This window comes from Bradyrhizobium ontarionense, assembly GCF_021088345.1.
GTDB lineage: Bacteria > Pseudomonadota > Alphaproteobacteria > Rhizobiales > Xanthobacteraceae > Bradyrhizobium > Bradyrhizobium ontarionense.
On sequence record NZ_CP088156.1, the window covers coordinates 2,614,901 to 2,629,989 of the forward strand.

At 63.6% G+C, this 15,089-nt stretch carries 12 protein-coding genes; 4 read left to right on the forward strand and 8 right to left on the reverse strand.

All coding sequences use genetic code 11. The features are described from left to right. Window position 1: 1 nt before the first annotated feature. The gene (locus LQG66_RS11850) at window positions 2–895 is read left to right on the forward strand and encodes an ABC transporter permease (RefSeq protein WP_231326399.1); all 894 of its coding nucleotides are present in this window, start codon (window positions 2–4) and stop codon (window positions 893–895) included. Window positions 896–920: 25 nt separating this feature from the next. Beyond that, window positions 921–1,220, forward strand: coding sequence for a hypothetical protein (locus LQG66_RS11855; protein WP_231326400.1), 300 nt, complete (start codon window positions 921–923; stop codon window positions 1,218–1,220). Window positions 1,221–1,506: 286 nt separating this feature from the next. Here LQG66_RS11855 and LQG66_RS11860 read toward each other — a convergent pair whose 3' ends face one another. The 3 genes from LQG66_RS11860 to LQG66_RS11870 all read right to left on the reverse strand — a co-directional run bounded on the left by LQG66_RS11860 (window position 1,507) and on the right by LQG66_RS11870 (window position 6,568). After that, complete coding sequence (locus LQG66_RS11860; protein ID WP_231326401.1) at window positions 1,507–4,605, reverse strand: MexW/MexI family multidrug efflux RND transporter permease subunit; 3,099 nt, start codon at window positions 4,603–4,605, stop codon at window positions 1,507–1,509. A gap of 84 nt (window positions 4,606–4,689) precedes the next feature. Then, a complete protein-coding gene (locus tag LQG66_RS11865) occupies window positions 4,690–5,880 on the reverse strand; it encodes an efflux RND transporter periplasmic adaptor subunit (protein ID WP_231326402.1) in 1,191 nt (396 codons plus the stop codon). A gap of 1 nt (window position 5,881) precedes the next feature. After that, window positions 5,882–6,568: a TetR/AcrR family transcriptional regulator gene (locus LQG66_RS11870; protein WP_231326403.1), complete on the reverse strand. Its 687-nt coding sequence runs from the start codon at window positions 6,566–6,568 to the stop codon at window positions 5,882–5,884. A 282-nt stretch (window positions 6,569–6,850) separates the two neighbouring features. Between LQG66_RS11870 and LQG66_RS11875 the strand changes: the two genes are divergently transcribed. Continuing rightward, window positions 6,851–8,071 (forward strand): cytochrome P450, encoded by a 1,221-nt coding sequence (locus LQG66_RS11875; protein WP_231326404.1) that lies wholly within the window; start codon window positions 6,851–6,853, stop codon window positions 8,069–8,071. 248 nt (window positions 8,072–8,319) lie between these two features. Here the strand turns inward: LQG66_RS11875 and LQG66_RS11880 are convergent, their stop codons facing one another. The 5 genes from LQG66_RS11880 to LQG66_RS11900 all read right to left on the reverse strand — a co-directional run bounded on the left by LQG66_RS11880 (window position 8,320) and on the right by LQG66_RS11900 (window position 13,975). Continuing rightward, complete coding sequence (locus LQG66_RS11880) at window positions 8,320–8,994, reverse strand: SLATT domain-containing protein (protein ID WP_231326405.1); 675 nt, start codon at window positions 8,992–8,994, stop codon at window positions 8,320–8,322. Window positions 8,995–9,291: 297 nt separating this feature from the next. Continuing rightward, entirely contained in the window at window positions 9,292–9,696 is a 405-nt protein-coding gene (locus LQG66_RS11885; RefSeq protein WP_231326406.1) for a hypothetical protein, read from the reverse strand. An 857-nt stretch (window positions 9,697–10,553) separates the two neighbouring features. Then, on the reverse strand, window positions 10,554–11,525 hold the full coding sequence (locus LQG66_RS11890) for an NAD(P)H-binding protein (RefSeq protein WP_231326407.1): 972 nt from the start codon (window positions 11,523–11,525) through the stop codon (window positions 10,554–10,556). A 345-nt stretch (window positions 11,526–11,870) separates the two neighbouring features. Then, window positions 11,871–12,719: a VOC family protein gene (locus tag LQG66_RS11895; protein ID WP_231326408.1), complete on the reverse strand. Its 849-nt coding sequence runs from the start codon at window positions 12,717–12,719 to the stop codon at window positions 11,871–11,873. Further along, on the reverse strand, window positions 12,716–13,975 hold the full coding sequence (locus LQG66_RS11900) for a Glu/Leu/Phe/Val family dehydrogenase (RefSeq protein WP_231326409.1): 1,260 nt from the start codon (window positions 13,973–13,975) through the stop codon (window positions 12,716–12,718). The genes LQG66_RS11895 and LQG66_RS11900 overlap by 4 nt, the downstream gene beginning before the upstream one ends. Window positions 13,976–14,180: 205 nt before the next feature. On the opposite strand from LQG66_RS11900, the gene LQG66_RS11905 reads away from it, so the two are divergent. Beyond that, a complete protein-coding gene (locus LQG66_RS11905) occupies window positions 14,181–15,074 on the forward strand; it encodes a sugar kinase (RefSeq protein WP_231326410.1) in 894 nt (297 codons plus the stop codon). Window positions 15,075–15,089: the final 15 nt, after the last annotated feature.

The following is a 15,089-nucleotide window of genomic DNA, read 5'->3' on the forward strand; positions in this document are numbered from 1 at the left end:
CATGGCCGAAACCATCCTGACAGCCCCATCGGTCTCACACGGCCTCGCCCCGCTCGAGCGCCCGGCGCAGCGGGCACTGCGCCGCGTCGTCAAGCGCAAGGGCGCGATGATCGGGATCGGCCTCATCCTGATCTTCATCGTGCTCGCGGCCTTTGCCCCGCTGGTCGCGCCCTACGATCCCGTGGCCACGAGCTGGTCGCTGGTCCGCAAGGCGCCTACGGCCACGCACTGGTTCGGCACCGACGATCTCGGCCGCGACGTGCTCGCCCGCGTCATCTATGGCGCGCGCGCCTCGCTGATGGCCGGCGCGATCTCGGTCGTCATCGCGCTGTCGATCGGCGTTCCCATCGGCATGCTCTCAGGCTACCGCGGCGGCTTCGTCGATGCCCTGATCAGCCGCATCACCGATGCGATGCTGGCCTGCCCGTTCCTGATCCTCGCGATTGCGCTGGCGGCGTTCTTGGGGCCGAGCCTCGGCAACGCCATGATCGCGATCGGCATCACGGCGACGCCGATCTTCGTGCGGCTGACCCGCGGCGAGGTGATGAGCGTCAAGGTCGAGGAATATGTCGAGGCCGCGCGCAGCGTCGGCGACTCCGATTGGAAGATCGCGGTCAAACATATCCTGCCGAACATCATGCCGGTGCTGCTGGTGCAGGCAACGCTGTCGGTCGCCGCCGCGATCATCGCCGAAGCCGCGCTCTCCTTCCTGGGCCTCGGACAGCAGCCGCCGTACCCGTCCTGGGGCAGCATGCTCAACGCCGCGCAGCGCTTCCTCACCAACGCGCCGTGGATGGCGGTCTGGCCGGGGCTCGCGATCTTCCTGGTGGTGCTGTCGCTCAATCTCGTCGGCGACGGCCTGCGCGACGCGCTCGATCCGCAGCAGGAGAAGTGAGCCGTCCCGTGCAGGAGGTCTCGTGATGATGCTGCTCGCTCGGATGGCTGCGGATCTCCTGCAATTGTTGACGATCGTCGACATGGGAGCAGGCGCCATCATCTTGGCGATGGCCTTCCGGGAACGCATCCTGATGGCAAGCGAAGCACCGGCATGGCGCGGCTGGTTCTCTCTGCGTCGCGCGACGGCGGAGGAATACTCCAGCGCCTACCGCACGCATTTCTGTCGGTCGCTGCAGTATGCCTTTACGACTGTCATCATCATCGGCATCGGAGCAGTCCTGATCCTGCTCGATCATCTGGTCTTCAAGAAGCCGCTTTGCTGACCCCGATGCTCGCGCCGTAGTCCGTCGCTGGACCAACACACTCCGCTGTCGTCCCGGCGAACGCCGGGACCCATAACCACAGGACGTGGTTTGTGGCAGGCGCGCGGTTAGACCTTTCGTACCCACAGCCGCCGGTGGTTATTATGGGTCCCGGGTCGGCGCTCCGCCGCGCTACGCGCGGCTGCGCTGGCCCGGGACGACAGTTGAGGACCTGGACGGACCGACCAAAACAAAACGGCGGCTGCCAATGCAGCCGCCGTTGATCTCAGGGTGTCACAGCAACCGCTCAGCTCGCCTTCAGCGCGTGCTCCGGCTCGGCATCGAACTGCGCGATCTCCCTGGCGCGCTGCGACTGGGCGGCGGCCTGGTGATTGGTGGCGATGACGGTGTAGACCGCCGGCAGCACGAACAAGGTGAACAGTGTGCCGATCGACATGCCGGAGACGACGACGAGGCCGATCGAGAAGCGGCTGGCCGCGCCGGCGCCGCTCGCGGTCAAGAGCGGGATCAGGCCGGTGACCATCGCCGCCGTGGTCATCAGGATCGGACGCAGACGGATACGCGCCGACATCTCGATCGCGGAGCGGCGGTCGAGCCCTTCCTTCAACTGAAGCTCGTTGGCGAACTCCACCATCAGGATGCCGTGCTTGGTGATCAGCCCGACCAGGGTCAAGAGACCGACCTGGGTGTAGATGTTCATGGTCGCCACGCCGAAGAACAGCGGAATCATCGCACCGACGATCGCCATGGGCACGCTGATCATGATGACCAGGGGATCGCGCAGGCTCTCGAACTGCGCCGCCAGCACCAGGAAGATGATGATCAGCGCGAAACCAAAGGTGATGGCGAGCTGATTGCCCTCCTGGACGTATTGGCGGGCGTCGGCCAGATAGTCGTGACTGAAGCCGGACGGCAGGTTCTTGGCTTGCTTTTCGAGGAAGTCGACGGCCTGCCCGACGGTGACGCCCGGCATCGGCACGGCGGAGAACGTCGCCGAGTTGAGCTGGTTGAAATGCGTCAGCGAGTTCGGATCGGTCCCGGTCTCGACGCTGACGACGGTCGACAGCGGCACCTGCTGGCCGGCTGCGGTGGCGACATAATAGCCCGACAGCGCTTCCGGCGACAACCGCTTGTCGCGCGGCACCTGCGGGATCACCTGATAGGAGCGGCCCTCCAGATTGAAGCGGTTGATGTAGTTGCCGCCGAGCAGCACGGCGAGCGTATTGCCGACGGCCTGCATCGTGATGCCGAGATCGCTGGCCTTGCTGCGGTTGATCCAGACCCGCACCACCGGCTGGTTGAACTCGAGGTCGCTGTCGGAGACGATGAACATGCCGCTCTTGCGCGCGGAATCCTTCAGCTTCGCCATCTGCTCATAGACCGCCTGGAAGCCGTTGGTGGAGCTGATCACCATCTGCACCGGAAGGCCGCCAGGACCGCCAGGCAGCGCCGGCAGGTTGAAGGCGAAAGCCTGGACGCCCTCGATCTTCGACAGCTCCGCCTGCACCAGCGGCTTCAGCTTGATCGAGGAGCGCGTGCGCTCGTCCCAAGGCTTGAGCAGATTGCCGGCAATGCCGCCCTGCGGCCCGTTGATGCCGTTCAACACGAAGGTCAGATCGGTCTCGGGAAACTTCTGGAACGCCTTGTTGAGCTTGTCGCCGTAGAAGTTGACGTAGTCGATGTTGGCGTATTTCGGCGCCTTGGTCACCGAGAACACGATGCCCTGATCCTCCTCCGGCGCCAGTTCCTTGGCGGTGTGCATGTAGAGGAAGCCGACCAGGCCGAGGATCGTGACGGCGAACAGCCCGGTGACCGGACGGTAGTCGAGCGAGCGGTCGAGCTGGCGGCCGTACCAGCGCGTCATGGCGCCGAATACGCGGTTGACCACGCGCGCGAAGCGGCCCTCCTCGGCGCTGCGCAGCAGCACCGAGCACATCATCGGCGACAGCGTCAATGCGATGACACCGGAGACGATGACGGAGCCGGCGAGCGTGAAGGCGAATTCGCGGAACAGCGAGCCGGTGAGGCCGCCGAGGAAGCCGATCGGGGCATACACCGCCGCCAGCGTGATCGTCATGGAGACGACAGGGCCTACGATCTCGCGGGCGCCCTGCAGCGCGGCCTGCACCGGCGCCTTGCCCTCCTCCAGATGGCGGTGGATGTTCTCCACCACCACGATGGCGTCGTCGACCACGAGGCCGATCGCCAGCACCATCGCGAGCAGGGTCAGCAGGTTGATGCTGAAACCGAACGCCAGCATCATCGTGCAGACGCCGACCAGCGACAGCGGGATGGTGACCACGGGGATGATGACCGAGCGCAGCGACGCCAGGAACAGGAAGATCACGACGATGACGATGAGGACGGCTTCGCCCAGCGTATGCTCGACCTCGTCGATCGAGGATTGGATGAACTTGGTGGAATCGTAGGCCACCTTCATCTTCATCGAGGGCGGCAGGTTGCGCTCGAGGTCGGGGAACAGCGCACGCACGCCCCTGACGATGTTGAGCGGATTGCCCTGCGGCGTCGCATCGACACCGATGAAGATCGCACGCTCGCCGCTGAAGGTAACGCTGGCGTCGGTGCTCTGCGCCGCCAACTCCACCGTCGCGATGTCCTCCATGCGGATGAAACCGCCATCCTTGGCCTTGACGATCATCCGCTTGAACTGGTTGACGTCGGTCAGGCCGGTATTGGTCGAGATGTTGGAGACGATGAAGTAGCCCTTGGATTGTCCGGCGGCGGACTGGAAGTTGTTGGCGGCGATGGCGGCTGCGACATCGGCGGGCGACACGTTGCGGCCCGCCATCTTCTCCGGATTGAGCCAGAGCCGCATCGCGAAGGTCTGGCCGCCGAGGATGTTGGCGGCGGCGACGCCGTCGACCGTCGACAGCACCGGCTGCACCACGCGCGTCAGATAGTCCGATATCGCCGAGCCCGACAGCTCCTCGCTGGAGAAGCCGATATACATCACCGACGTGGTCTGGCCGGTGGTCTTGGTCACGATCGGGTCGTTGGACTCCTTCGGGATCAGGTAACGGACCGAGTTCACCTTGGCGAGCACCTCGGTGAGCGCCTGGTTCGGATCGAAGTTGAGCTTGATGTAGACCTGGATCGTGCTGGTGCCCTGCACCGAGGACGAGGTGATGTAGTCGACGCCTTCGGCCGACGCCACCGCCTGCTCGAGCGGCGTGGTGATGAAGCCCTGCATCAGGTCGGCCGAAGCACCGGGATAGACGGTCGTGACGTTCACGACCGTGTTCGACAGCTTTGGATACTGCCGGATCGGAAGCACGAACGCGGCGCGCAGGCCCAACAGCAGAATGAGCAGGCTGACCACGACCGACAGCACCGGGCGCTTGATGAAGATATCGGTGAAACGCATCGCGGCAATCCCGTCAGCAGGAGGCAGATGAAGTCCGAGCGGACCGCCGTTCATCGACGGCCCAGCGTTGGATCAGGCGCTCGATCAATAGCGCGGCGGCTTGGCCGGGATCGGCGGCGGCGGATCGGTCGAGATCGAGACCGCGGCACCGGACTGGATCTTGAGCTGACCGACGGCAACCACGCGGTCGCCCTCCTTCAGGCCCTTCAAGATCACCGCACGGCCGTTGATCCGGTCGCCGGTCTGCACATAGATGCGATCGGCCGTCAGCGTCGTCTTGCCGTCGTCGGCCTTCTTCTCGTTGATCACGAACACCGAGTCGCCATAGAGCGTGTAGTCGACCGCGGTTTCCGATACGGTGAGGACCGGCGGCTTCTCCGGCAGCACCACGGTCGTGGTCGCAAACATGCCCGGCTTCAGGATGCGCTCGGGATTGGCGATCGTCGCCTGTACGCGGATGTTGCGCGTATCGGTCGCGAGCTGCGGCTCGATCGTCGTGATCTTGCCTTCGAACGTCCTGCCCGGATAGGCGTCGACCCCGACGCGGACGGTCTGGCCGACCTTCAGCTGAGCGCTGTCCTTCTCGGTCACCGTGAAATTGACCCACAGCTCGGAGAGGTCGGTCAGCGACACGATCTGCGTACCGGCGCTGAGATACTGGCCGACCTCGACCTTGCGGACGCCGAGATCGCCGTCGAACGGCGCACGCACCAGCTTCTGCGCGATGAGGGCCTCGGTCTTGGCGATGCCGGCCTGCGCCTGGTCGTACGCGGCCTGGGCCTGGTCGACGGTCGCCTGCGGCCCGAACTGGCGCGAGGCGAGCTGCTTGGCGCGGTCGAGCGACAGCTGCGCCACGGTCACCTGCGCCTTGTAGTTGGCGAGGTCGCCCTGATCCGGCGCATCGTAGAGCTGCACCAGCGGTGCGCCCTGCTTCACGGTGGTGCCCGGCTGGAACATGATCTCGGTGATGCGGCCCGAGACGTCAGAGGTGACGTTGACCTGATGCACGGCGGCGAGATCGCCGACGGCCGTGAGCAGGTTCGGCACCGTCTCCGACGTCGCCGTGGCGGCGCTGACGCTGATCGGCGGCGGCTTGTTGTTGGCGAAGAACTGCGCGATCATCTTGTCGCGGAACATGTTGAACCACACTAGACCGCCGACCAGCGCCGCCAGCAGACCGCCGACGATGATGAACCACAGCACCGGGCGGGTGCGCTTGCGGGGCTTGTCGTCGATCGGCTTTCCGGAGAGCTTGGGTTCCGTCGCAATGTTCATGTCATGCACTTTCTGCCGTCGCCGGCCGGGCCGGAGGTTGCGACAATTCGTGGTCGAGATAGCACGCAATCGCGGCGTCGGTCAGGCCGATGCCGCGCAGAATGAATTCACTGAGCTGGCGCTCCAGGCTCGCTCCGGTTCCATAAGGCAGACACGGGGTCGATGGAAGCCGCGTCAGCGCGGCCATCAACACGGTGTGATGCGCGAACCAGAACAGATCGCGCGGCGCGGCCGCTGATAGCACGGCATCGCCGGACGCAACGGCTTTGTCCAGGGAGTCAACGAACTTGGCGCCGATCAGATCATCGATCTTCGTATACAAGAGCCGGGCGAATTCGCCATCGTCGAGCTGGCTCGTGACCATCAGCCGCAGCCGCTGCTCTTCCTCGTCATTGGGGCCGTCGGCAATGCCGAGAAAATGCCTGACCATGCCGGCCATCATCTTGACCAGCGTGGCCGTCGACGGTTCCTGGCCAAGAAGAAGCTCGAAGTCGGGATCGGTCTCGCACTCGTCCGCCAGGATCTCCGCATAGAGCGCAGCTTTCGATTGGAAGTGCTTGAACAGCAGCGCTTCCGAGATCGCCGCCGCCGCCGCCACGCTCTTGGTCGTGGTCCCGGCATAGCCGTGGCGCGCGAAGCAACGCTTGGCTGCACCGAGGATCAATTGCCGCCTGAGATCGCTGGTCATGCGCAAAGTGGACATCGCTCGTGAGTAAATACTCACTTGATCCATGTCAAGAAATACGCCGCAGCGCAGCGGCGCTCACCGGCTAAGCCATTGGAATCGCGAGATGGCAAGCGGGAGCATCAGAGGCAATTCAGTACCGCCGAAAACGGGCGATTGTGCGGCAGGTCTTCCTCGCGCCTAAGCGGCAGTCCCGGTCCGCGCGTTTTCTTCTGCCGCAGGCCGTGCAACGGTCGGACCGACAAGACCAAGAATCGACCAAGAATTCGGCCGGGAGGACCATCGATGACCGACGACGCCGCGCTCGCCGCCCATTTCGATCTCGAGAGCCTGACGCCGGAATTCTACGCCGATCCCTATCCGACCTATCGCGCGCTGCGCCGGCATGCGCCGGTCAAGCGCCTACGCAACGGCTCCTATTTTCTCACCCGCTACGACGATCTCGTCACCGCCTACAAGGCGACCAAGACGTTCTCATCGGACAAGAAGCGCGAGTTCGCCCCCAAATATGGCGCCTCGCTGCTCTATGAGCATCACACGACCAGCCTCGTCTTCAACGATCCTCCGGCGCACACGCGTGTCAGGCGCCTGATCATGGGCGCGCTGTCGCCGCGGGCCATCGCCGAGATGGAGCATGCCTTGATCGCGCTGGTCGAGGGGCTGCTCGACCGGATCGAGTCGAAGGACAATTTCGAGCTGATCGAGGATTTCGCATCCGCGATCCCGATCGAGGTGATCGGCAACCTGCTCGGCGTGCCGCATGACGAGCGCGGGCCGCTGCGCGACTGGTCGCTCGCCATCCTCGGAGCGCTGGAGCCGGTGCTGTCGCCGGCGCAGCTCGCGCGCGGCAACCAGGCCGTCCAGGATTTTCTCGTCTATCTCGAGGATCTCGTCACCCGCCGGCGCGCCAAACCCGGCAATGCCGAGCGCGACGTGCTGACCCGGCTGATCCAAGGTGAGACCAATGGCGAGCGGCTGACCGAGGCGGAGCTGCTGCACAATTGCATCTTCCTGCTCAACGCCGGCCACGAGACCACCACCAACCTGATCGGCAACGGGCTCGTCTTGCTTTGCCAGCATCCCGCCGAGCGCCAGAAGCTGATCGAAGCCCCCGGCCTGATCCGCACCGCGGTCGAGGAGATCCTGCGCTACGAGAGCTCGAACCAGCTCGGCAACCGCATGACGACCGAGCCCGTCGAGCTCGGCGGCCTCAGGCTCGACGCGGGGACATCGGTCACGTTGTGCATCGGCGCCGCCAACCGCGATCCCGCCCAGTTCGACGATCCCGAGCGCTTCGACATCACCCGCCTCCCCAACCGCCACCTCGCCTTCGGCACCGGCGCGCACCAATGCGCCGGCATGGCGCTGGCGCGGCTGGAGGGCGCGGTCGCGATCTCGCGCTTCCTGAAGCGGTTTCCGAACTACCAGCTCGACGGCGAGCCGGTGCGCGGCGGCCGGGTGCGGTTTCGGGGGTTTTTGAGGGTGCCGTGTAAGATTGGAGGCTGAGGTGGATGACGATGCCGCTGAGCGCGCGGAGCAATTCAGTCCGTAGGGCGGATTAGCGCAGCGTAATCCGCCACGCTCGACATGGCTGGCCCCTGTTGGAAGACCCACACCTCATCAAATGTATCGACCGGGTCAGGACCATCACTCAGCCGGCGAACTGCGCCATATACCGTCACCGTTGCCGAGACGGCGGATTACGCTGCGCTAATCCGCCCTACGCGCTACTTCCTATCGGCCTGTTCCGTTTGTCATTTACCAAGGGGATGTGGATCGGTAAATATCGAGAAGTACACAACGAGAGAAATCACTAAGAAGGCAGTGATATGCGGCGCCATCCAGAGTTTCCCCAACGCCCAATAGAGAATCCTATAACCGACAGAGATGACCGCTTTTGGGAAAATTGAACTGTACTGCTGAGGAAATAGATGTGGCTTACTGGCGACCTCCTTATAAAAATCTACGTTTTCGTGATTGATGGGACATTCGTCTAACGCAGCTTGGTAGTTCTTTTGAAGCACCTCAAGCTCGGCCTTCGCCGCTGCAGGGTCCTGCGAAACATCGATTGCTTTTAACGCATGGTGAACAACTGCAATCTTCCGAGCGCATTGATGAAGTAACTCGCCCTGATGGAAAAAATTCTGCGCTCCATCGATCAAGCTCGTAAAGATCACAAAGACTGAAAGAACTATCGAGCAGCCGAGAAGTATCTGGCTCTGAAAGGGCTTGAGTTCAACGATATTTGGTATCAAGGAAAGGCTGATCACATATAGAGACAGAAGAGATACGATGTAAGAAGACGCTCGTTGCCGTCCCGACAATCGAAGATTCGCTTGAAACCGGACATCCCGAGTAATTTCCGCGCTTCTCTTGAAGTCGGCGAGGGCAGCCTCCAGAACTGTTTTGTGTTTGTGTTCTTCGCTCACTCGCCCCCTCCGCACCTAAGCCAAACGAGAAAACAGTGCTTGAGATTCTCGCACAGGTTGACGGGAAAGGATACTTCCACAAGCCGCCACAGCGCCGATACTCATCGGGAGGCAAATGATTACCTCCGCTACTTCACGCCCATTGGCGCCAAACGGCCGGTATCGACGTAGTCCGTAGCGCCGGATTGTCGAAGTGTAGTCCGCCGAGCCTGCCGTGATAGGACACTTGTTAGAAGGTTGAATTTTCAACATCGTCGGCCAATCGCTCGAAGGCATCCGCGTTCGGTGAGATGCCAATTACGATGACCCTCTCGTTGATTTTCCTTCAAAGAACAGCTTCCAACGAGTAGCACGATCGCCGCGCAGACCCTGTCCGATATTGTCGAGAGCTCGGACCATGAAATAGATAGCCGCGAAAAATGTTAGCGCACGACCGACAATCAGCTCAACCCTCATTGGCTCATAAGGCTTTTCGTACAGCCCCAGAGCAAGAAAATAAAAGAACGCCATTGCCGTGGCCATTTCGAACAAACCGTAGATCAGCTTGTTCCGGCACCGAAGCCGATAGAAATTGACGGCCGTTAGCACCGTACCTGCCGTGCAAAAGGTTATCCCTAGTCTGGCATAGCCAAAGGACAGAATAGCGGCACCAACAATGAGCAAAGCAAACATCAAAGCATTCGAAAGAGATACGAATTTCATCTGTTTCCTCCCCCAGCAATCATAGCCCAAAGCTCTGCTTCAGACTTCCCTCTTCCTCCCGACCCGACGGGCAAATCACCGGCACCAAATCACCTGCGCGAATGCGCGATTCCCACACGTCAGCCCGCCGACCGCAGGTTGATCGCTGTCAAAACGACTTGCGGAAAAAAACTCATTTCGTAAACCAACTCAAGCAGATCACCCCTGTCCGGCCCTCTCTCAGAAATATTTTTCTTTCTTTTTATCAGAAATCATGATTGTCTAGCGCCGTCCCGTCTCGATAAGAGGGGCGCTTCGCGGTCGTCACGAACGTTGAGGCGGGATGCGGTGGGCGTGTTGGTGCTGCAGCGTGGGGGATCCCTGCGCCGACGAACGGCATCGATGCGCACGGTCAAGTCGCGTGGTCCTGATACCCCGATGCTGGTATCACGCTTGCGGTGGCGCTCACGCGTCGCGCGGGCAACGGTGGCCAAAAGCCCGGCGCACCGGGGAGAACGCGAAGCAGCCGTTAAAGCCATTGCGCGGGGAATGCCGGGTGTCCTCGGCTGAACCTGTGGTTCCTGCCGCCTGCATTTTTTTCCGCAGGCGGGCCATGGGTGCGGCCAGCGCCCGGCATTCCCCGTGCCCTCTTCCAGGAGAGGGCAGTCGATCGGCAAAGCTCGGACGCGACAACGCGCCGCGAGGTGGCGAACACATGTCTCACCACCGTCATTGCGAGCGAAGCGACGCAATCCAGAGCCGCGCAAGCGACTCTGGATTGCGTCGTCGCTGGCGCTCCTCGCAATGACGGGGAGTGTCAGGCAAGTGCTCGGTTGGGATGCTCGTCAAGCCCGGCCATGATGAGGAGAGATGTGGGCTCAGAACACCGCATGATCACCGCGCTCGGCCACGACGTCGCCGCGGATCAGCTCGGCGTAGTAGTCGAACAGCGTCTCCGATCCGGTCGACGGCGTGGCGTCGGCGTCGTAGCGGCCGGTGGCGGGGTCGAGCACCAGCATGGATTCGGTCGCGTAGTAGCGGCCGATGCGGGCGAGCTCCGCCTTGTCGGCGAGCGATGGCACGATCCGCTTGGCAACATCGAGGCCGCCGATGATGATATCGAGCAGCGCCACAGGGACGTGCCGGAATTTCGGCTTGCGTCCGAGCAGCGCGAACAGGTGCTCCGCCTGCTCGATCGGCGTGATCGCCGGGCCGGGACCGCCGATCGGCAGCACCAGGTTCCAGCGGCTCTCGTCATCGAGGCAGCCGGCCAGATAGGCACCGAGATCGTCGTCGCTGATCGGCTTGCACGCCGTCAGGCGGCCGTCGCCGAACACGAGATAAGGCCGGCCCTGCCGCACGCGCTCAACCTGCCCGGACAGCGACTTGAAGAACGCCGTGGGGCGGACGATCGAATAGGTCAGGCCTGCCGCGATCAGCCGCGCCTCGAACGCGAGCTTGGCCTTCTGAAAGGCCAAAAGCGGCTTCTGCACGCAGATGGCGGACAGCAGCACGAACTGCGTCACGCCTGCGTTGCGTGCCACGTCCAGCACGTTCACATGAGCCTGATAGTCGATCGCCCGGGCATCCCTGGGCACGCCGGTCCGGGACGCCATGCAGGACACGACGGCGTCGAACCGCTCGCCGCGAAAGCCGTCTCGCGCCAGCGACGCAGGGTCGGTGACGTCGCCTACCCTGACGACGGCACCCGCAAGCAGCGTCGCGCGGCCGTCGGTCGCACTCGCATCCCGATCGCGCGCGCCCGGACGAACGAAGCAGACCATCTCGTGTCCGCGCGCCAGCAGCGAGCGGACGGTGGCGCGACCGATCGTCCCGGTCGCGCCCAGCATGAAGATTCGGCGCGGACCAGGCGGGCGGGATACGGCGGGAGAAGTCATCGGCTTCGGCGGAACTGTGAAAACCGTCCCGATCTATATCATGCCCCGCACTTTCGCGGCGGGAGGACTGCCAATTGGGTCGTCGTCATGCCCGGGCTCGTCCCGCCTGCGGGGCCGAAGCCCCTTCGGCGCGACGGAGGCCCGGGCATCCACGTCCTTCGGCATGTGCGGTGCTGCGTGGATGGCCGGGACAAGCCCGGCCATGACGAAGTGGAGAGATCTGGACATACGCCTGGATCTTCCTATGCACGTGCTCTCGCGTCAGGCCCAGACGGCGATCCCCACGCTCCAAGAGCCTCACTCGGCCGCGCGCGGCGCCTTCTCCAGGATCAGCGTGTGGATGCCGCAGGTGCCGCTGTAGAGGCTCATGACCCGCGTGCCCGGCTTGCGGCCGGCCCGCGGCTCGGAGACCTGCAGGCCGGCGGCCAGCAGCCGCGCCCGCGTTGCCTCGATGTCGGCCACGCGCCAGCTCAGGCCCCACAGCTTGTCATGCGCCTTGTCATTGCCGGCGACCGGCCGCTTCACCACCTCGACGATCAGGTCGCCGCAGCGGAAGAACATCAGCTGGCCCCATTCCTGATGGGTGCGATCCAGCGCCATGTCGAGACCGAGCCGCGCACCGTACAGCGTGGCGGCGCGTTCCGGGTCCTCGGTCGAGACCACGATGTGATCGAGGCCGAGCACGGCGGTCTCCGCGGTCTTGGCCGAGGGCGGCCGCGGCTGGCTCAGCTCCAGGAAGAACATCCGCACGCCGCGGGTGAGATCGGTCATGGCGCGCGTGCGCTTCCAGTGCAGTGTCTGGCCCGAAATCCCGTCGGTGTTGTCGACCTCGGCGATCGGGTCAGGCTTCAGCGCCACGCGCTCCAATCTGCGATGCATCTTGGCGATGTCGTTGGTGGCGAAGCAGATGCTGGCGAGCCCCTCGCCCCAGATCTTGATGACGTTGCGGATGCGCTCTGCGGCGGCACTCTGGCCGGCCGGCGCCATCAGCTCCAGGGTCATGTTGTCGAGCGTGAAGAGGACGCGGTCGGCGCCCTCTCCCGAATTCTGCCAGGACGGCTTGCGCGCCAGCAGCACCTCGAAGGCGGCGCTGCCGACGGCGATGTCCTCCAGCAAGACGACGACGTGGTCGAGACCGGTGATCACGGAAACAGCCCTCGCGAGTTCTTGGCGGCCCGTACCTTCTCCACTCCGATCGCCATCGCCGCGGTCCGGTGCGAGATGTTGTCGGCCTTGGCGCGCGTCAGCATCCGCTCGAAGGCGCGGTCGAGGATCTGGTACTCGCGCCGCATCACTTCCTCTTCTTCCCAGAACAGCTGCTGCAGATCCTGCACCCATTCGAAGTAGCTGACGACGACGCCACCGGAATTACAGAGAATGTCGGGAATGAGAAAGATCTCCTTGCGGCGCTGGTCGAGCACCAGATCGGCGTCCGGCGTGGTCGGGCCGTTGGCGGCCTCGGCGATCACCCGGCATTTCAGATGCGCGGCCACCTTGGCGTCGATCACACGCTCGACCGCCGCCGGAACCAGGATGTCGCAGGCCAGGGTCAGGATCTGGTGTGGATCGAAGGCGAGCTCGGTGGAGAAGCCGGCAATGCTGCCGGTCCTGGTCGCATGCTCCATCAGGGCCGGGATGTCGAGACCCCTGACATCGTGGAGGGCGCCGGTGTGATCGCTGACCGCAATCACCTTCATGCCCATCTGGTGGAAGCCGAGCGCGGCATAGGAGCCGACATTGCCAAAACCCTGCACCACGGCCGTGGAGTTGGTCGGATCGATCCCGAGCTCGTCCATGACCCGGCGCGAGACGTGGGCGACGCCGCGGCCGGTCGCCTCGCGGCGGCCGAGCGTGCCCCCGGAGAACACAGGCTTACCGGTCACGATCTCCATCACCGTCTGGCCCTGGTACATGGAATACGTATCCATGAACCACGCCATGACCTGCTCGTTGGTGCCCATGTCGGGGGCCATCACGTCGGTGTGCGGGCCGACGAAGGGAATCATTTCCTGCATGTAGCGGCGGGACAGCGATTCGAGCTCGCGCCGGGACAGGTTGGACAAATCGACGTTGATGCCGCCCTTGGCGCCGCCATAGGGCAGGCCCACCAGGGCGCACTTCCAGCTCATCCAGATCGCGAGGGCCGCAACCTCGCCGATATCGACCGTCGGCGCGAAGCGCGTGCCGCCCTTGGTCGGTCCCATCGTCAGCAGATGCTGGACCCGGTACCCCTCGTAGACCGCAATGGTACCGTCGTCGCGGTGGATCGGACACGAAACGGTGATCGCCCGCTTGGGCAGGAGCAGACGATCGCGTTCGTCAGCTGGGATACCAAGATGATCAGCGATCACATTGAATTGGTTGGCGGCCATCTCGAAGACCGGACCCGCATAGACAGTCATCTTCCACTCCCGAATCTGCCCCCGTGCAGGCCGGCAACCATAGCGCGACCGACGAGGTTGCGGCAGGGGGCCGGCGGTTGCACCGGTCCGATCTCAACCGCCATGGTGACGATTTGACGAAGAATTTCAGCGTTGATCCGCTTTAACCGCTTGCTAATCTGCGGCGCCGGGGCCGCGACCACCCCTTAGTGAGATATAAATACCCATGCAGGCCCTTTTCATTGGACAGACCTACATCGACGTCACGTTCATCACCGACCACATGCCGACCGGGGACGAGAAGCACGTCGCATCCGACTATGCCGTCTCGTTCGGCGGCAATGCGGTGACCGCGGCATTTTGCTGCGCCAAGCTCGGGATCGTGCCGGACCTGATCGCGACGATCGCGAACGACTGGCTCGGGCGCATGTTCCAGGACATGACCGCGAAGTACGGCATCTCCGTACATCCCCGGAAGGTCAACGCCTCGTCGCTGTCCTTCATCATGCCCAAGGACGGCAAGCGCGCCATCGTCCGCTGCCGGGACGATGCGCACATCCATCCGTTCCCGCTGCTCAACCTCGGCAATTGCCGCGCGCTGCACGTCGACGGCCATCAACCCGACGCCGCACTGCACTATGCCAAGCTGTGCCGCGAGGCCGGCATCCTGACCTCGCTCGACGGCGGCGGCCTGCGCACCAACACCCATGATCTGCTGGAATACATCGATGTCGCGATCGTAGCCGAGCGCCTGTGCGAGCAGATGGACCTCACGCCGGACAAGATGCTGGACTACCTCAAGAGCCGCGGCTGCCGCATCGGCGGCGTGACCCAGGGCGAGAAGGGCCTGCTGTGGTACGACGAGACCGGAGCGGTTCACACGCTGCCGGCCTATCCGATCCCGCGCGAGCGCGTGATCGACACCAACGGCGCCGGCGACGTCTTCCACGGCGCCTACGTCTATTCCTATCTCGCCAATCCGGCGAAGAGCTGGAAGGAACACTTCGAATTCGCGCGCGCGGCATCGACGTTCAAGATCCAGAAGCTCGGCAACGAGGCCGGCCTGCCGACGCTCGCCGACATTGATCTCGTGAAGCAGGAATTCGAGGTCCGCGTCTAACGGCAGGAGACGTCA